This is a genomic window from Pedobacter jeongneungensis, from assembly GCF_000633455.1.
Lineage (GTDB): Bacteria > Bacteroidota > Bacteroidia > Sphingobacteriales > Sphingobacteriaceae > Pedobacter > Pedobacter jeongneungensis_A.
Window position 1 is genome coordinate 457,409 of sequence record NZ_AYMG01000001.1, and the last position, 17,900, is coordinate 475,308.

General features: G+C 41.0%; 15 protein-coding genes. 10 read left to right on the top strand and 5 right to left on the bottom strand.

The window, feature by feature from the left end; translation table 11 throughout:
• Positions 1-21: 21 nt before the first annotated feature.
• From U859_RS0102060 to U859_RS0102100, 9 genes are all read left to right on the top strand, one after another.
• The gene (locus U859_RS0102060) at positions 22-957 is read left to right on the top strand and encodes a PD40 domain-containing protein (protein ID WP_025141782.1); all 936 of its coding nucleotides are present in this window, start codon (positions 22-24) and stop codon (positions 955-957) included.
• 495 nt (positions 958-1,452) lie between these two features.
• Entirely contained in the window at positions 1,453-2,004 is a 552-nt protein-coding gene (locus U859_RS0102065) for an RNA polymerase sigma factor (protein ID WP_025141783.1), read from the top strand.
• 10 nt (positions 2,005-2,014) lie between these two features.
• A complete protein-coding gene (locus tag U859_RS0102070; RefSeq protein ID WP_037505130.1) occupies positions 2,015-2,368 on the top strand; it encodes a hypothetical protein in 354 nt (117 codons plus the stop codon).
• A gap of 545 nt (positions 2,369-2,913) precedes the next feature.
• Positions 2,914-3,180, top strand: a complete 267-nt coding sequence (locus U859_RS0102075; RefSeq protein WP_025141785.1) for a hypothetical protein — start codon at positions 2,914-2,916, stop codon at positions 3,178-3,180.
• A 3-nt stretch (positions 3,181-3,183) separates the two neighbouring features.
• Positions 3,184-3,417: a hypothetical protein gene (locus U859_RS0102080; protein ID WP_025141786.1), complete on the top strand. Its 234-nt coding sequence runs from the start codon at positions 3,184-3,186 to the stop codon at positions 3,415-3,417.
• Between the two features lie 4 nt (positions 3,418-3,421).
• Positions 3,422-3,811, top strand: coding sequence for a hypothetical protein (locus U859_RS0102085; protein WP_025141787.1), 390 nt, complete (start codon positions 3,422-3,424; stop codon positions 3,809-3,811).
• A gap of 53 nt (positions 3,812-3,864) precedes the next feature.
• Complete coding sequence (locus U859_RS0102090; RefSeq protein WP_025141788.1) at positions 3,865-4,317, top strand: Hsp20/alpha crystallin family protein; 453 nt, start codon at positions 3,865-3,867, stop codon at positions 4,315-4,317.
• A 163-nt stretch (positions 4,318-4,480) separates the two neighbouring features.
• The gene (locus tag U859_RS0102095) at positions 4,481-5,701 is read left to right on the top strand and encodes a DEAD/DEAH box helicase (RefSeq protein WP_025141789.1); all 1,221 of its coding nucleotides are present in this window, start codon (positions 4,481-4,483) and stop codon (positions 5,699-5,701) included.
• 69 nt (positions 5,702-5,770) lie between these two features.
• Positions 5,771-6,682 (top strand): AEC family transporter, encoded by a 912-nt coding sequence (locus U859_RS0102100; protein ID WP_025141790.1) that lies wholly within the window; start codon positions 5,771-5,773, stop codon positions 6,680-6,682.
• A gap of 255 nt (positions 6,683-6,937) precedes the next feature.
• Here U859_RS0102100 and U859_RS0102105 read toward each other — a convergent pair whose 3' ends face one another.
• On the bottom strand, positions 6,938-8,131 hold the full coding sequence (locus tag U859_RS0102105; protein WP_025141791.1) for an aminopeptidase C: 1,194 nt from the start codon (positions 8,129-8,131) through the stop codon (positions 6,938-6,940).
• A gap of 112 nt (positions 8,132-8,243) precedes the next feature.
• Positions 8,244-9,671 (bottom strand): L-serine ammonia-lyase, encoded by a 1,428-nt coding sequence (locus tag U859_RS0102110; RefSeq protein WP_025141792.1) that lies wholly within the window; start codon positions 9,669-9,671, stop codon positions 8,244-8,246.
• Positions 9,672-9,783: 112 nt separating this feature from the next.
• Here U859_RS0102110 and U859_RS30845 point away from each other — a divergent pair, with 112 nt between their 5' ends.
• Positions 9,784-10,275 carry an RDD family protein gene (locus tag U859_RS30845; RefSeq protein ID WP_025141793.1) on the top strand — a complete coding sequence of 164 codons (492 nt, stop codon included), beginning with the start codon at positions 9,784-9,786 and terminating at the stop codon, positions 10,273-10,275.
• Here the strand turns inward: U859_RS30845 and U859_RS0102120 are convergent.
• Genes U859_RS0102120 through U859_RS0102130 form a run of 3 tightly spaced genes read right to left on the bottom strand, consistent with a single transcriptional unit; the run spans position 10,256 to position 17,888 of the window.
• On the bottom strand, positions 10,256-10,915 hold the full coding sequence (locus U859_RS0102120; protein ID WP_025141794.1) for an MgtC/SapB family protein: 660 nt from the start codon (positions 10,913-10,915) through the stop codon (positions 10,256-10,258). The two genes, U859_RS30845 and U859_RS0102120, sit on opposite strands and share 20 nt — an antisense overlap.
• Before the next feature lie 23 nt (positions 10,916-10,938).
• The gene (locus U859_RS0102125) at positions 10,939-11,958 is read right to left on the bottom strand and encodes a PorP/SprF family type IX secretion system membrane protein (RefSeq protein ID WP_029985364.1); all 1,020 of its coding nucleotides are present in this window, start codon (positions 11,956-11,958) and stop codon (positions 10,939-10,941) included.
• A complete protein-coding gene (locus U859_RS0102130) occupies positions 11,955-17,888 on the bottom strand; it encodes a PKD domain-containing protein (protein WP_025141796.1) in 5,934 nt (1,977 codons plus the stop codon). The genes U859_RS0102125 and U859_RS0102130 overlap by 4 nt, the downstream gene beginning before the upstream one ends.
• Positions 17,889-17,900: the final 12 nt, after the last annotated feature.

Sequence of the window (17,900 nt, forward strand, 5' to 3'; positions counted from 1 at the left end):
AAACTATTTGTAAAATTGCGCATGACGAAAATCAGTATCAGATTAGTTTCTATTTTAATTCCCTGTGTGGCGTTAATCACTTCGTGTAGCAATAACAAATCTAATGAGGAAAGCACTAAAGCCGTTTTAGATACCGTTTCTTTAAGCAATAAAAGTTTTGCATTGGCTTATCAGGATGGTGATAAAATTGTAGCTACGAGTATCGATACCATGAAACAGATTTCATTTGGTGGCGCTACTGATCCGGCCATTTCGCCTGATGGAAATAAACTGGCCTACACGTTTAATGATTCTGTAGGGAACAGGTCGATCTGGATTGCCGACATGGAAAATAAAAGTCAGGCTAAGCTACAGGTAAATAGCAACAACTATTATGGTGCCAGTTGGTCGGCAGATGGAAGCAATATTGCTTTTAGTATTTTTAACAAAAATAGTATCTGGAAAATAGGTTTAATTAAGGCTGATAATTCGGGATATATCATATTGGATAGCGCGTCTAATATCAGTGTTTCAGGACCAACCTGGAAAAATGAAAAAGAAATCATTGCACATGACCTGGATAACCTTTACACATTCAATCTTACTGGAAAACTGATTGATACAAAATCTATTAATGCGCTAATCGGAAATGCATATTACATATCAAGTAGCAGCATTTTTTTCTACAGTAAAGATGGCAAGAAATTAATCTTTAATGCCAGTAATGGCGAGGTGCTGGATGGCTTACATGATAGGGCCGAGGCTGCTTATATTCTTGATGTTGCCAGTAAAAAAGTATTACCAATCTCACCCAAAGGCGTTCATGTGCCTTTCCTTTTTGTTACTGCCGACGACCGTATTTTTTATAGCGGTGAAGTAAAACCATATACACAGAGCAAAATTTATGTTTCAGATTTAAACGGGAACATTAAAACTGTGGTTGATAGAGGAAGTAACCCAACTGGCGCTTTGAAGTAGGCAGAGGCTTACGAAGTCTGTGTGATAGCATGTGTGGTGGAAGCCTTTGTAAGTCTGCATGGAAATTTATTGTTAGCTCTTTTTGGAGCGCAATGCCTGTACAAAAAAATAAGCTGGTTCCCGTATTCCGCTCATACACTTTGGACACCGTTCCTCCGTCCTTCAGGGTATCGCTTCACCCGGGGCTGGGTGGCCAAAACAGCATTTCATTTTAGAGTTTGCAGGGTGCACCCACTTTGTTAATAAACCTGATGGCAGCGGCAGCCCCGAAGCATGAGGGCTATAGCAAACAGCAGGGCTGCAGTCTGCCAAGACCATCCTCCTTTCATTTTCAAAAAATAATGATAACTTCTTACTCACAGTGCTTTTAATACTTTCGAAATTTAGCCACTGCCCAGTCCCGAAACCAAACTTCGAAAGTTATTCCAAAAAAATAAAGAAAATTTAAAGTAATATTGAGTTTCATCCGTTTACTGAATTATTAAACAAAATTTAGTGCCAACAAACGAACCTCAAAATATCATTTCAACCGTTGCCAATTATGGTAAGCGCTTGTTCAGTTTCATCCGCGGGAGGGTGAATACAGATGAGGACGCGGAAGATATTTTACAGGATGTTTGGTTCCAGTTAAGCAATCAGCCCGAAGTAGGAACGATTGAGCAGATTAGTGGTTGGCTTTACCGTGTGGCAAGAAATAAGATTACCGATAAATACCGGAAACAAAAGGAAGAATCGCTGGAAGATTTCAGTTTCGAAGGGGAAGATGGCGAAATTAACTTCAAAGAAATTTTATTGGCCGAAACCTACTCGCCGGAAGAAGAAAGTTTAAAAAAATTATTCTGGGATCAATTATTCATTGCCCTCGAAGAACTACCTGAAAATCAGCGTTACGTATTTGTGCAGAATGAGCTTGAAGAACGCACGTTTCAGGAACTGGCAGATGAAAGCGGCGAAAATATCAAAACATTAATATCAAGAAAAGGTTATGCGGTGAAACACCTGCGTAACCGCTTACAAAATTTATATCAGGAATTTATTAACTATTAAATTTGCAGACATGATGAATAGAAATTTTAATCGACGCAAGAAATTTATTTTCTTTTTACCCGTAGCCGTACTTATTGCTGCGGTTTTGGGGTATGTGGTTATGTTTTTATGGAACTGGATTTTACCTGAGGTGGCACATGCAGGCAAACTAAATTATTGGCAGGCGCTGGGCTTACTGGTACTTTGCAGGTTGCTCTTCGGTAATTTTAAAAAAGGTGGTCATGACGGGCATAACGGTTTCCGTGAGCGGGCGAGGAGCATGCGTGCCAAATGGGAAACCATGAATGATGAGGAACGGGTAAAATTTAAAGAAGAATATAAACGAAGGTGTGGCGGTTGGGGCCACCATCGCAATAAAGAATAGTTAAAAGCTCCGGAGAAATTCGGAGCTTTTTTGTTTTATTACCCGATCATTCTGAGAGGTATCGTCATTGCTAGGAGGAACGACGAAGCAATCTTACAACGATCGCTGCTATAACTAAAGCATTAAGATTGCTTCGTGCCTCGCAATGACGACCTATTTATTGTCTCACTAATCAACAAGTTAATCTACTAAAAAGATCCTTCACTACGCTACAATAGACAGAATCCATTAGCACGGCCGTCATTCCCGCGCAGGCGGGAATCTTAAAGCGCTTGCATTACGATTCCCAATCGAGTTGGGAATGACGATCTCACGCAGCCTATCATTTTGCCAAAAAGCACTGTCTTTTATATTGATTTTATGAAATAATTATTCCTCAGGATGACATAACTACGGGATATTCCTCAATAAACTAAAAAAAATCAAAATAATTTAAAGTAAAAATAAAGCTGCTCCGTCTTCCTATATAAATAACGAAAATAACAGTATTGGTGCTTCAACTCATTTACAGTGAATTGTTTACCAATCTTTAAAAAGATAAGAAGATGAAAAAAATATTAAAAGCTATAGGATTTGGGATCGTATTAGGTGCAACCGCTTTCTTTATCCCGTTTGTATTCAAATTTATATTGGCCTTTGTACTGATCGGTTTTATGTTCAGGGCATTTGCCGGCAGAAGACGTCATTATTTCCACAGCCGGTATAATGGTTTCGAAAACCATTTCAACCCGATTGTACCCATTGATAACCAATGGTACAAACCAACCGTACAAAGTAACGGAACCCTTAACCACATCAACGTAAATTATTAAGCGATGAGAACATTTAGAATATTATTGGCACTGGCTGTTGCTGCAGGAACTTTCTATAGCTTAAATGTGCTTGCGGTTCAAAACGGATACCGCGATCGGCTGGATTTTAAAAACAGGCATTACAACGAAGATTGCCAGCACGAATACAGCAGACATCATGGAGTTAGTCACCACAACAGGAAAGCAACTGATGCCATGATAACCCCAATTGATAGTGTAAACACCCTAAACAGATAAGGTTATGTCGCAGGTACTTTTTTTAAGCGATCCATCTCAGGCTGATGTAAGTCCGATTTTGGGTATGGCCAACGACCTGATTACCCGAGGGGAAAAGGTTACCTTTTTTAGTTCGGATGAATTTAAGGGGCCTATAGAAGAAATGGGCGCCGACTTTAAAGCTTATAATCAGGAGCTGAATGTTTTTCAACGGAATGATGAAAACGATGAAGAAAAACCGAAATCGGGATTGATCAGTGCCTTATTGGAGCCCATGAAGTTTATCGATGATATTTTGGTGCAGATAAGGGGTTTAAAATTTGATTATGCCGTTTTTTCGCCAGCTTATCCTTATGCAAACATCATAACCCAACTATTGGGGATCCCAAAAACCGAGCAGGCAGTTATCAATTAACTATTGGTTAAACCTGTGAATTAACAAAATAAATAACAATTAGATTAAGTAAAATGTACAAAGAACATAGATGCCACTCGGGCAGGATGCATGGCCGTTATGGCGCAGGAGAAGGAAGATTTGGAGGTCACTTTGGTGGACCTTTTGGTCACCACAAATTCGGGATGTTTAACCAGGGATTTAGAAAAGTACCGGTTAACATCGAAGAAACAGAAAACAGTTTCATCATAGAGCTTTATGCACCAGCATTGGTTAAAGAACACTTAAAAGTAGTGACCAAAGATGATGTATTAACCATTTCTTACCAGCCTGAAGAAGAAACGGATTCAGCTAAAAAATACAGCAGGAGAGAATATAGTAATGGAACTTTTGAAAGGGCTTTTGCCTTAAACGGAAAGGTTTTATTAGAAAATATTTCAGCACACTACGCTGATGGAATTTTAATGGTTACCCTACCTAAAAACCCCGAAACGAATACACCGGAAAAAGATATTCAGGTACACTAAGTTTCGTCTATTATAATTTCCAAGCCTCAATTGATTAATGCAGTTGGGGCTATTTTATTTTGGTATTAGCCTGTAGAAAGTATTTGTTGAAGCGATATTGAAATGCCGTTTGCTATTGGCGGTATTTTAAGGTACTTTTGCTAAAAGACATAAATACAATAGATTGAATTTTAACGACTTTAACTTTAACCCCGATTTATACGAAGGCTTGATGGCCATGGGGTATAAAAGCGCTACTCCAATACAAGAACAAGCCATACCGGTAATTTTAGATAACCACGATCTGATTGCCTGCGCCCAAACAGGTACAGGGAAAACGGCCAGCTATCTTTTACCCGTAATGGATAAGATAAGCAAAGCTACCGACAGGCATAACAATACCTTAATTCTGGCCCCAACACGTGAGCTTGCCCAACAGATCGATTTACAGGTGGAAGCATTGGCCTACTTTACCAATATCAGCTCTTTAGCGGTATATGGTGGAGGAGATGGTATTGCTTACGAGCAGCAGAAACGCTCGATGCGCGAAGGTGTAGATATCATTATCGCTACTCCGGGTAGATTAATGGCTCATTTATCGTCAGGCGTGCTAAAACTGGAGCATTTACAGCATTTAATCCTTGATGAAGCGGACAGGATGTTGGATATGGGTTTTTATGACGACATTATCCGGATCATCAGCTACCTGCCAAAGAAAAGGCAAACACTTTTATTTTCGGCTACCATGGCGCCCAAAATAAGGACAATGGCCGGCAAAATCTTGCACGAGCCTAAGCAGATTACCATTTCGATTGCAAAACCTGCCGAAGGTATTGATCAACAGGCTTACAATATCCACGATCAGCAGAAACAGGCTTTGTTGAGTGAGATTTTCAAAAGCGGACAATATAAAAGCAGTATCATTTTTGTTTCTACCAAAGAAAAAGTAAAAGCTTTATACAAGACTTTTAAAGGTTTGGGTATTAAAGCCGAAGCCTTCCATTCAGATTTGGGACAAAAAGAACGTGAAGATATTTTATTGGCTTTTAAAAACAGAAGATTGCCTATTTTAATCGGTACCGATGTTTTATCACGAGGAATTGATGTGGAAGGTATTGACTTAGTAATCAATTATGATGTTCCAGGCGATCCTGCCGATTACGTACACCGCATTGGTCGTACCGCAAGGGCAGCCACAAAAGGTACAGCCATTACACTGGTTAACGGAAGGGATAAGCGCAGGTTCGATAACATAGAGAAACTGATTGAAAAGCCTGTTCCCCGCATGCCGTTACCAGAAAGTATAGCCGCAATGGAAATCACACATGTGGAAGAAAAAAGACCTCAGCACAATGGCAAGAAAAAGGTTTGGAACAAAAAGAAAAAACCAAAGCCTTCTGCTTAAAATATTTAAAACGCCATAAGTTAGTTCTTATTGGCGTTTTTCTTTTATAGATTAACTTTGCACCATTCAATGGCAAATTTCATTCTTATCGGTTTATGCATTTTGGCGGGCATTGTTTTTAGAAAGAGCAAATCGCTGCCTAAAGATGCACACAAAGGCATTAACGCCTGGATTATTTACATTGCTTTACCAGCAGTTTCGTTTAAGTACCTGCCACACATCACCTGGACAAATGATTTGCTTTTCCCGGCATTTGCACCAGTTTGTGTATGGCTGTTCGGTTGGTTATTCATCACGGTTTATAGTCGTATCAGGAACATCAGCAAAGCAAGCTCAGGGGGCTTAAAATTAACAAGCTCCTTAAGTAATACTTCTTTTGTGGGTTTTCCTTTAATTGTGGCCTATTTTAGTGAAAAGGAATTGGGAATCGCCATTATCTGCGATCAGGTTACTTTTACGCTGCTGTCGACTATTGGGGTGATTGTGGCCATTCGATCTTCACAGAACCAGGAATTAAGCGCCAAACTGGTGCTTAAAAAAGTATTAACCTTTCCGCCATTGATTGGTTGTGTATTGGCTTTAACCATTCCACGTTTTATCGATGTTTCTGCTCTTGATCCATTGTTTGATAAGCTTGCCGGAACGGTTGGTCCGTTGGCTTTGTTTTCGATTGGTTTGCAATTAAAATTTGGGGGCTGGTTTAGCGAATTGAAACATATCAGTTTTGCTTTATTATATAAGTTGATTTTAGCCCCTTTAGTGCTGATGCTGATTGCTATAATTTTAGGGATGAACGGCACAATTACCAAAATAGCCATTTTCGAAATGGCCATGCCAACCTTATTAACGGCAGGGGTAGTGGCCGATCAATATAACCTTAATCCAAAACTTTCCAATTTGGTGGTGGGAATCGGGATATTGCTTTCGTTTATTACTACGGGTTTATGGTGGTTGGTGCTCACTTATTCGGGACTGGTTTAATTTACCTCGTTTTTTTACCACAGAGGCCACGGAGAAAAGCACAGAGAACATAGAGGCTTTTTTGCCACAGATGTACTGATTACATGGGGAGTTGATTTATCGCGACGAGTAGCGTAAAATGACGTATTGGAGGAATTTCGCCGACCGCCAATCGCTTGGCGCTCTTTGCTAAAACTTTCGCGCCCTTTGCGGTTACAACCAACAAAAAAAGCCGCAAAATTTCTTCTGCGGCTCCTTAAATTATTTTAAACTCGGTTACAAAGCTAATTTTTTAGAAATCGCAGATGGTATACCTGCTTTATTTAATAAAATGGCTGTTGTTTTGTATTTCACGTAGTTTTTTGTTACATATAAGTAACCTTTATAATCGTTGGTAGCACCCCAGGAGTTTTTCACGATATAGTACTCTTTACCGGTTTGATCTTTAGCCAATCCAACGATGTGCATCCCATGGTCATCAGTTGTTTGGTAATTATCAAATGCTAACTGACGGTTTTCCTGAGTAATTTGCATCTCCGGCTGAGGGCCATTAAACAATTCAGCTTTTTGTTTCATCGTCATATCAGCGAAAGGTGTTTGTGGAACAAAAGCCACGCCGTTTTTCCAGCTAAAGGTTTTTTCGCTCACATCAGTCGCCCATGCTACAGTATAACCACCTTTTAAAGCATTGTCGATAATGTCTGTCAATTCGGTTACTTTAACGTTGTAAACCTGATCGAACGACCAGTTATCAGGTACCAGCAAAGTAAATTTGCTATAGAAAGGATGATCGTTAAATGAAGATAATTCTACATAGTTGTCTGGATTTAAACCTACAACTTCCTTAGCAAAAGTTTGTGGGGTATATTTTTTACCGTTATAGGTGAAGTTTTCTGGTACAGCACCTAAATAAGCGTCGATTACGCCAGTATAAGCTTTTATCCAATTTGGTGTTAATTCGCCATTCGAATTTTTAACAACTGCCTCTAAAACGCCTTTCTCGATATCGCCAAGCTCTGCAGTTTTATTGATTTTTGTGCCATAGTTTAAACCAGTGTATACCTCTTGAGGAACTGCACCGTATTTTCTGTACATGTTGATTACATCGTGCAAAGCACCACCATCACCTAATGAAACGGCACCGTGCATGCGCACATAATTTTTACCTTTTTCTACGTAAGCATTACGGGCAGAAAAAAGTGGTGATAAGGCAACAGGCTGTTTACCTGCTTTAATCATTTCTGATTCTAAAAATGAATTGGTAGAATAGCTCCAGCAAGTGCCTGAAGAACCTTGATTTTGAACTGGTGTATTGGCCAGGTTAATTACTTCTGTGAATTTGAAAGAAGCCGCACTGTTTTCGCTTTGGTTGTTTTTTAAAGAATTAACAAGATTGTCTTGACCATAAACTGCCGATATAGATAACGACAAAGCCAAACCAATCACACTGATTTTTGTGTAGTTGATCATTTTTTATGAATATTATTAAAAATTGAGCGAATGTAGAAATCCTGGCTGATTTAGGCTCAGAAATTTTGTAATAAATCCATAACATTAGTCATTTAACTGCAACAAAGTTGAGTTAACATTCTGGCAAACTGATTGGAATATTGGTCGCCAGGCCTCCATCTGAGGTTTCTTTGTATTTGGCATTCATATCTAAAGCTGTTTCCCACATGGTATTAACCACCGCGTCTAAACTCACTTTTGCTTTATCGGGATTGCTCTGTAAAGCTAACTGACTAGCGGTAATGGCTTTAATTGCGCCCATGGTATTCCGTTCGATACAAGGGATCTGAACCAAACCACCAATCGGATCGCAGGTTAAACCTAAATGATGTTCCATTGCAATTTCTGCGGCCATTAAAACCTGCCGTTGCGAGCCGCCTAAACACTCGGTAAGTGCAGCTGCAGCCATGGCAGAGGAAACCCCAATTTCGGCCTGGCAGCCGCCCATTGCAGCAGATATAGTTGCCCCCTTTTTAAAAATACTGCCTATCTCTGAAGCGCAGGCAATAAACTGGATGATTTTTTCTTCGCTGTAACCATCGCAAAAAGTAATAAAATATTGTAATACGGCCGGAATTACCCCTGCAGCACCATTTGTAGGTGCAGTTACTACGCGGCCAAATGATGCGTTTTCTTCATTTACGGCCAAAGCAAAACAACTTACCCAATCTAAAGTATAATTGAAACCGTTGCCGCCTTTTCTGATTGCTTCCACCCAATCATTATAATTGGCATATTCACTTTTACTAATTAAGCGTTTATTTAAGGGGAAAGCCCTTCTGGCTACATTTAAACCACCCGGTAAAAAGCCAGTGGTATGGCAGCCACGGTAAATACAATCGCGCATGACGGCGAAATGTTGTAAAATACCCTTTTTGGTTTCAGCTTCGGTGCGCCAGGCCAATTCGTTTTCCATTACGATTTCGCTCACCTTTAAACCGGTTGACAGGCACCAATGCAACAGCTCTTTTGCTTTTTCTACCGGAAATGGGAGATCAACCTGGGCTTTTTTACTGTTATCTTCTCCTTCTTTCACCACAAAACCACCACCAATAGAGTAATAGGTTTCGGAAAAAGCTTTTCCGTTATTTAAAAATGCCTGAAAAGTAACTGCATTAGGGTGAAAAGGTAAACTTTCGGCAAAAAGAAAGAGTAAATCTTGATTATAATCGAAATTGATGGTTAAATGACCAGCAAGATTCAGTTTTTTATCCCGTTGGATGCCTTCGAAAGTGGGTGTAACCGCATCTACATCAAAAGTTACGGGATCGGCTCCGGTTAAACCTAATAAAATGGCTACATCAGTTCCGTGTCCCTTGCCTGTTTTGGCAAGAGAGCCATACAGCAATATTTTAATGCCTTCAACATCGTTAAGCAGGTTTTGCTGTGCAAGTGAAGCGGTAAATTGTTGGGCAGCACGCCAGGGACCTAAAGTATGTGAACTTGACGGGCCAATGCCTATTTTAAAAATATCGAAAACTGAAATTTGTTCCTTGATCATTTATGAATGTAGTTACACAAAGCTATGATTGTTTTATGATTTTGGGTAAATTAATTTTGACTGAATATCAAAATATTTTACCTTAGTTAGATCTAATCCAAACGCTCCAAAAATGGACTTTAACAATAATTATCAAGAGATTGATTTAAGCTACTGCCGTGCCAGTTCGGGCAAAAGACTCGCAAATTACATTATCGACCTAATTGTTTTTTACATCATTCTTTTTGGCATTTATATCTGTATCGGAATTTTACTTCCTGGAATTTTAGACGGAATTAATGATCTTTTAGACCGGTTGATTGCGATGGTTTGTTATGGCTTTATTATGTGTTTGATAGAAGCTGTTTCACGTGGAAAATCAATCGGAAAACTCATAACAGGAACAAAAGCTGTAAACTTAGATGGTAGCGATATCGATTTTGGAAAAGCATTTACGCGAAATATGATCCGCGTAATTCCTTTTAATGCAATTAGTGCGCTCAGTAATCCTTGTGATCCCTGGCATGATCGCTGGTCGGACACGATGGTGGTTGACGAGAAAAAAATGGCCTTGCAAACCCAAAGGGTAGATCTGTTTGATTCTGTTAAAAATCAAATTCAATAATATCATCGTCTTTTAACATGCGCTCCACAAACTTCTGATGGTTTTGTGGCGTTCCTGTCGCTACCCAGTTTCCGGTGATGATATTATCAACCAATTGGTGTTTGCCGCGTTGTGGTTTGAGTTTACTTTCTCTAAAAACTTCTTCATAGCTTTCTAAATTGCCATGTGTATGTTGTCTTTTAACAATGCGGTAAACCCGCTTGGTAAAGCGGCGGTCGCCGATTTCCTCTAAAAATGGAAAAATAATCAGGGCCAATAACACTACTATGGTAACGCCAACGGCCTGTTCGTAATAACCAGAGCCTATAGCCATGCCAATGGCGGCTACGATCCAGATGATGCAAGCTGTTGTAAGGCCTTTTACGCGGTTTTCTTCTTTAAAAATTACGCCAGCACCAAGAAAACCAATGCCTGTAACAATGTTCGAGGCAATGCGATCCTGACTGGTCGGCCCGATTTTGATGGATAAAATGGTGAATAGGGTAGCGCCCAAACCGATCATCATCATGGTTTTTAAACCTGCAGATTTGCTTCTGTATTCGCGTTCAGCGCCGATGATTCCACAAAGCAGGGTAGCCAATAAAAATTTATTGATTTCACTTTGTGTAATGAAATGGTTTTGATCTAAGATATCGTTCATTGCCTGGAGTTATCAGAGGCAAATTAATAAAAATCATAACATCTTAGGCCATTTGCACGGCCACCATTGGAACTATTTGGAAAATATTTTTCGTAACCTACGCCAATTTCGGATGTTCCGCCTGTATTGCTGTAGTTGATTTTCGAGGTTGTGGCATCGTGACTGATGCCTAATCTGAATTTTTCACCATTGGTACGTCTGTTGAAAATATCAAAGATCACCGAAAAAACAACGGCATCATTTCCGTTGGAATTGCCATCATTACGGTACCAGATACCTGCATTGATGCCTGCATATTTATATTGCATGCCCACACTAAAAGATTTTACGTTGCCCTGTTTGTAGGCAACAATAGAAGGGATGAGGTAATTCCCATCGCGATCGTACTCATCTGGCACCAGGGTTAACTTGTAACTTAAATTGCCAGAAATGCGCATGGGTAATTTGGCCTGAAACCCCGATAAGGATTCATCCGGACGGTTAAGGTGATGTACGGCTAATCCCATCATGAATTTCCCCACCACCAGGTTGGCACCAGCATTGGAATCGAAATAATAACGGCTATCTATACTTGGCCTTTCGGCGCCAGAAACACTACCAGGGATATAACCGGTGCTGATATCGATCTGATCGCCAAAAACAAGTTTATCCCAGTTTAGCTTTTGGTTGGTAATGCCTCCCTGTAAGCCAAATGATAAAGCAAAATCGTCTCCACCGATAATATAAGAATAACTTAGGGCAACATTGTTCTTCACCAGGTAAGCGGTACCCTCACTGCTGCGGTTAAAAATAATCCCAATGCCGCTATTTAATCTCCGTAGATTAAGATCACCTGAAGCCGTCATGTAAGAGAAATCGCTCGCCAACCCCGTCCATTGATTACGGTATAGCGCATTAAACCTGATGTCGCCTTCAAACTGCCCGGTTAAAGCGGGATTTAAGTAAATCGGCGCATTGTAAAACTGCGAATAAATATGGTCCTGCGCCAACGAAACCATTGGCAGCAACCAAAACAAAAATAATATTATCCTTCTCCTCATCATCTTATTAAATATATTACGCCCGTTTTCTTTGGAGGAGATGAATCATAGGTCATCCCTTTCCAATCGCTGCCATTAATAAATTTTATATCTACTTTCCAATAATAAACGCCCTGTGGTTGCTCTTGCCCGTTATAGGTGCCATCCCAACCCTCTAAAGGCCCTCCATCATCTAATTTTGTCGTTTCCCATAACAGCTGGCCCCATTTATTAAAAATGGACATTTGCCACTCCTTTATACCACGGCCTTTCGCCTTAAAAATCTTGATTTCGTTTTTAGCACTGGCGGGCATAAATGAATTTGGGATATTCAGATACCCTGGTACTCCAATAATCCTCACGGATTGGAAAGTGGTGGAAGAACAACCTTCTTTATTAAGCACTTTTAGGGTTACATTGTAGGTGCCTTCATTTGCATAAGTATGGGTAGGATTTTGCAAGGTAGACACGGCACCATCGCCAAAGGTCCACTGCCAACTCACTGCATCGGTGCTAATATCTTTAAAGCCAAATGAATAATTTGGAATCGAAATTTCGTTACCTGGAGTAACTGTAAAGGTAGCTACCGGTGGAGGCACAACACGAATATAATCGGCTATGGTAGTACTGTTTGTACAGCCGAGGGCATTAGTTGCCGTTAGGGTAACCGCATAATTTTTCCCCGGACCATTAAAGGTGTGCGTTGGTTCTATGGCGTTTGATGTTGGCGAACCATCTCCAAAATCCCAAACATAACCTATTGCACCGGTACTGGTATTTTTAAATTTTACGGTAACTCCGTCACAACCACTTGTTTTGTCTGCGGTGAAACTTACGCTGGGTTGTGGCAAAACTTCGACGGTTTCGGTTGTTGAAGCATTAGAACAATTATTCGATGCGTATAAAGTAATGGTATATTTCCCGGGTTGGGTAAAGGTATGCGATATGGTTTCGGGAGCGGTATGGGTAACCGTGGTACTGCCATCGCCAAAATCGTAAACAAAAGTGCTGGCGCCTTTGGTATTGTTAAAGAAATCGACTTTTAAAGGTGCACAACCTTTAAGCTGATTGCTGTTTACCACTAATTCAGGAGTAATATCATTAGGTGCCACACGGATTGAATATTGTGATTCATTGCTCCCGCACTCATTGGTAGCGGTCATTTTTACCACATAATCCCTAACCGCCAACGTGGTATAAGTGTGGCTTATGCTGTTTTTATCGGTTACAGTTAAGGGCGCTGAGCCATCCCCAAAATCGTAAGTGTAACTGGTGTAATTTCCTGGCGAAGTATTACTAAAGGTAACAGGCAGGGGCGAGCATCCTGTTGTTTTATCTGGGGAGAAAACGGATACTGGCTTGGCTTTGACCAATACGGTTGAAGTTTGCGTAGTGGTGCTGCAGGCAGTGGTAGCCTTTAAAGTAATGCTATAAGTAATGTCTTTTCCTGTTGGATCTGCCTGATAGGTAACTGCCGGCGGTTGAGCCAAATTTGAAGTGGTACCATTTCCAAAATCCCAACTAAAAGTTGCTGCCGTTAATGAATTAGAAGTATTGGTAAAAACAACATTTAAAGGGCCACAGCCCGATGTTGTACCTTGTGTATAAGCAGCGGTTACCTTTTGTATGGTACTAAAAGTATGACTGGTTTCATCACTATTACAGCCCGAAATGCTTGTTACCACCAATTTGATAACCACACTTTCATTATCTGTTGTAATGGTATAACCTGGAAAAGCTATTCCTGTACCAATCTGTATATTGTTTGCAAACCACGTATAAATATTGTTTCGATCTGGATATGGCGTAGCCGATATATTAGTAGCAGTTAAGGAAAATGGTGCACAACCTTTGTCGGTTTTAAAAACTAATTCTGCTTTTGCAGGAAGATTAACAGTTATTTTAATCTGATTGCTCAAGTTGTTGCTACAGGCACCACTGGTTACAGAGCGCCTGTAATAGATGGTTGCGTTGGGTGCTGGCGGGGTAAAGCCAATACCCGTTGCACCCAGTACATCTGTCCAGGTAGTTCCATTCGTGCTCGATTGCCATTGGTAGGTATAAGTACCACTGCCTCCACTTGGTATGGTCCCTGTAAGCGGGGCTGCAGCTGTACCTATACAAATCGTTTGATCGGCAGAAATGGTATTATTGGTTAATCCCGGTAATACGGTAACCTGTATCGAATTACTGATCGAGGTACAGATAGTACTATTTACCAATCTTCTAAAATAAGTTGATGAACTTACACTTAAGGTTAAATCTTTATTGGTTGCCGTTGGAACATTGGCCCAGGTATTTCCATCAGCACTGCTCTGCCATTGGTAACTAAAAGTGCCAGTACCGCCTGTTGGGGTATCGCCCGTAATGGTAATGCTTTGACCTGCACAAATTGGAACTGTTGATGCTGAAATATTGTTAGTAACAGGCGAATAATAGGTAACGGTTACCTCGTCAACAGAAGGAGGACAACCATTGAAACCCGAGATAGTCCACCTGAATGTATAAGTTTGGCCAGGAACCAGACCCGTTACAGTAGTATTGTATAAAGTGGGGTCGGTGATGGAAACACCGGTTTGTGCGGATACTAAAGTCCATGTACCGCTGTTTGGAGCAGGATTATTCCCGTTTAGGGTAATGCCATTTCCACTACACAAATTTTGATCTGAGCCTGCATTTGCGGCAACGGTTCCGGGGTTTACCGTAATGGTGGTTACGGTAGATATAGCTTCGGCACAACTACCACTTTGTACTACCGCAAGGTATTTGGTGGTAATGGCCAGGTTAGAAAAAACAAGCGGATTGGCTGTTGAGGTAATGGTAGACCATGTTACACCATTATCGACAGAGCGTTCCCAGCGGGTAATATTCCCAACCTGCCCGGTTAACGTGATGTTGCCGCCATTGGCTCCTGCACATACATCTACATCTCCGGCAGTAGTTCCGCCAATACTTAGTGGATTAACAATGATCTGCACATCATCGCCCGAGGTAGAACAGCTGGCATCTTTAATGGTCCACCTTAACACATAAGTGTTGCCCGGTTGTAAACCAGTAATATCCGTGGTGGCCTGTGTATCATCAGCAAAGGTTATCGCGGTTGGGGCAGAAACAATGCCCCATTTACCTGTACCCACTATCGGAGCGTTTCCTTTTAGTGTATAAGTGGTTGCATTACAAATGGCTTCATCCGGACCTGCATTGGCCAACGTTGCGCTTGGTAATACGGTAATGGTAACAGTTGTTGGCACACCCGGGCAGCCGTTTGAAGATACTGGCGTAACGGTATAGGTTACTGTTCCCGATGCAGTGCCCGAATTGGTTAAAATATCATTGATCTGTGTACCTGCCGATGCAACAGTTCTATTCGTATTTCCGGTTATATTACCCGTTACCGTGCTGTTATAGGTATAATTTACGGCCGTTAAATTAGCCGATAGGGTAATGGCTGATGATGTTTTATTACAAATGGTTGAGTTAGCAGCCGTAGCTGTTACAATTGGGTTTGGTTTAACCGTAACCACCAAATTAAAGGGGGTGCCATCACAACCATCTAAATGTGGGGTGATGGTATAGGTTACAGTGGCATCAGCACTAAGATCGGTATTGGTTAATATATCATTAATATTCCCGGTTCCGTTTGTGGTATAGCCGGTAGCAGAGGCTGTTCCTGTAGCGGTCCAGGTATAAGTAACACCGGCCGCTGCAGAAGTTGGCATATAAGCAACACTATTTCCAGTACAGATGGATTTGGTACCTAAACTTGTTAAACTGATGTCGGGTTTAATTTTTAAGATAATATCATCATCTATCTGGTTACATGGGGCGGCTAAGGTTGTGGTTACTCTTAATTTTAAAGTAACTATTCCAGCTGTTTTTTCAGCTGCGGTAGGGGTATAAACAGCGTTTAAATCGTTTCTGCCAAGGTTAAAAATTCCCGCGCCGCCTACCCAGGCTTGTGTGGCGGTTGTGCCCGTAACCGTGCCGCTTAAAGTAAAACTTGGATCATTGAAACAAATGCTTTGGTCCGGTCCTGCATTAACCACAGGAGCCGTGCTGAAAGTCAAAACCTGGGTATCAGTTGCAGAACCGCAGTTATTTTTGTGTATAACCGTTATGGTATAAGTATCGTAGCTATCAAACTTAATGGATGGGTATTTTGAATTTGCCGTTGTTCCACCTGCAAAACTATAAGTCCCGGCACCCGACGGAACAACTGTCCATGTATAAGTATCAGGTAAATCTTTCGATGTTCCGCTAATGGTGGTTTTCGTTGGCCCTGTTGTGGTATTGTTAAAATCGTAAGTAGAGAGGTTGCAAAGTGTAATGTCAGGAGAAAGGGTAGCCTTTGGACTTTCGTTTACCACAACAGTTTGCGGCAAGCTTACCACCGGACCGCATGATGGGGTAGAGATGCTTAGCGTAATGGTATAAGTGCCGGGGTTAGTAAAGCTGAACTGCGGTTCTTTACTGGTTGCACTTGTGCCACCAACATAACCTACTGTAGGGGTAACCGACCAAAAATAGCTATTGGCCGCGTTGCAGATATTATCCAAAACGGAAAGATCTGTAGGCTTTAAGGTTGTTCCAGAGCAGATGGTAGTTGATGGTAAACTAAAAGCAGGCTTTGGGGGATCCTGGATACATATTTTCATTTCTACCGGATCAGCATTACAAGAACCCGAGCTATTGGATTCCAGCCGGATCGTATGCTCACCATTAGTTGGGAATTTATACACCAGGTTATAAGATCTCGGCTGGTTTGCTTTAACGGGCACTCCATCAACATACCAGTTATAAGTTACCTCATTGGGTGTACAGCCCAATGTGTTGGTATTTGGATTTTCGCCAAGGGTAGAGGTGTTTACAAAGGTAATATCTGTATTCGTACATCCAGGATTGTTATAAACAAAAGAGTTTACCGGCTTTACCACAACCTTGGCAGATGATGAAACCGGAGTACCGATGATGCCACAAAAGGCATTCGATACATTGATGGAAACATCAAAAGCATTAAAAATTGTGCCCGCACTTGAGGTAGAAACACTTCCGCATGAAGATTTGATGTACGAATGTGCTACAATACCTCCATTGTTGATGATCTCGCAAAGGGTGTAAGTGGTCGTTGTCTGATCTCCCCATGTAATGGTATAGATATCACCCGGAAAGTTGTTTTGAATACCAGAGGCTGAAGTCACATCCACATTAAAAGTTAATGCCCCTAATGGCAAACAAACCACTGTGTTTCCTGTATTGGCGAAAGCCGTTACCGTTTTATTATTAATGAGCAGATAAGCTTTTGTGGCAACTGTACCATCAGGCATAACGGCTTTGGTGTAAATGGTATAGTGTGATTGTTGAGCAGTAAAACTTTGTATTGGTGTAGCGAAACTAATGGCAGTTGTACCTCCTCCGCTTCCTTCATTGGTTACAGTGGCCGTAACGGTACTGTTTGCGGTAGATTCGTTGCTGATTAAAAAACTATTATTTGGCTTACTGGTACAGGTACCAAAGGTTTCTTTATTATTATTGTTTAAATAATTTGAGGTGAGTTTGGCTTCAACTGCTGTTCCGTCTTTAACTTCGAAAGGGGTAGAGGGTGTGCTTGCTGTGGTTGGTGTAGTTGTTTTTACCCTTACACGATAACCAGTGCCGGGTGTAAGGCCATTAGGAAGTAATCCGTTAATGTATGTACTATAAAAACCCGTGTAGGTTCCAATAAGCGTTTCAGCTGCGAAATTCCCATTTTGATCGGATAGATACAGCTGGAATTGATTTCCCTGCGATGCACAGCTCGTAGGAACAGTAAAGGGAACGGCGATAGTGCTTCCCGGGGTAAATGGACCAGGATCTACTGTACCAATAGTTACCTGGGCAAAAACATTTGACGTACATAAAAATGCCCCAAAAAATAGGACAAGAAAAAGCCATTTCCTTTTACAACGAATCTTCATAAATCTCTAACA

Excerpts from the sequence above, each read along its gene's own strand:
- U859_RS0102060 (WP_025141782.1), top strand. The coding sequence starts at position 22 with ATGACGAAAATCAGTATCAGATTAGTTTCTATTTTAATTCCCTGTGTG.
- U859_RS0102070 (WP_037505130.1), top strand. The coding sequence starts at position 2,015 with ATGATGAATAGAAATTTTAATCGACGCAAGAAATTTATTTTCTTTTTA.
- U859_RS0102075 (WP_025141785.1), top strand. The coding sequence starts at position 2,914 with ATGAAAAAAATATTAAAAGCTATAGGATTTGGGATCGTATTAGGTGCA.
- U859_RS0102080 (WP_025141786.1), top strand. The coding sequence starts at position 3,184 with ATGAGAACATTTAGAATATTATTGGCACTGGCTGTTGCTGCAGGAACT.
- U859_RS0102085 (WP_025141787.1), top strand. The coding sequence starts at position 3,422 with ATGTCGCAGGTACTTTTTTTAAGCGATCCATCTCAGGCTGATGTAAGT.
- U859_RS0102090 (WP_025141788.1), top strand. The coding sequence starts at position 3,865 with ATGTACAAAGAACATAGATGCCACTCGGGCAGGATGCATGGCCGTTAT.
- U859_RS0102100 (WP_025141790.1), top strand. The coding sequence starts at position 5,771 with ATGGCAAATTTCATTCTTATCGGTTTATGCATTTTGGCGGGCATTGTT.
- U859_RS0102105 (WP_025141791.1), bottom strand. The coding sequence starts at position 8,131 with ATGATCAACTACACAAAAATCAGTGTGATTGGTTTGGCTTTGTCGTTA.
- U859_RS0102110 (WP_025141792.1), bottom strand. The coding sequence starts at position 9,671 with ATGATCAAGGAACAAATTTCAGTTTTCGATATTTTTAAAATAGGCATT.
- U859_RS30845 (WP_025141793.1), top strand. The coding sequence starts at position 9,784 with ATGGACTTTAACAATAATTATCAAGAGATTGATTTAAGCTACTGCCGT.
- U859_RS0102120 (WP_025141794.1), bottom strand. The coding sequence starts at position 10,915 with ATGAACGATATCTTAGATCAAAACCATTTCATTACACAAAGTGAAATC.
- U859_RS0102125 (WP_029985364.1), bottom strand. The coding sequence starts at position 11,958 with ATGATGAGGAGAAGGATAATATTATTTTTGTTTTGGTTGCTGCCAATG.
- U859_RS0102130 (WP_025141796.1), bottom strand. The coding sequence starts at position 17,888 with ATGAAGATTCGTTGTAAAAGGAAATGGCTTTTTCTTGTCCTATTTTTT.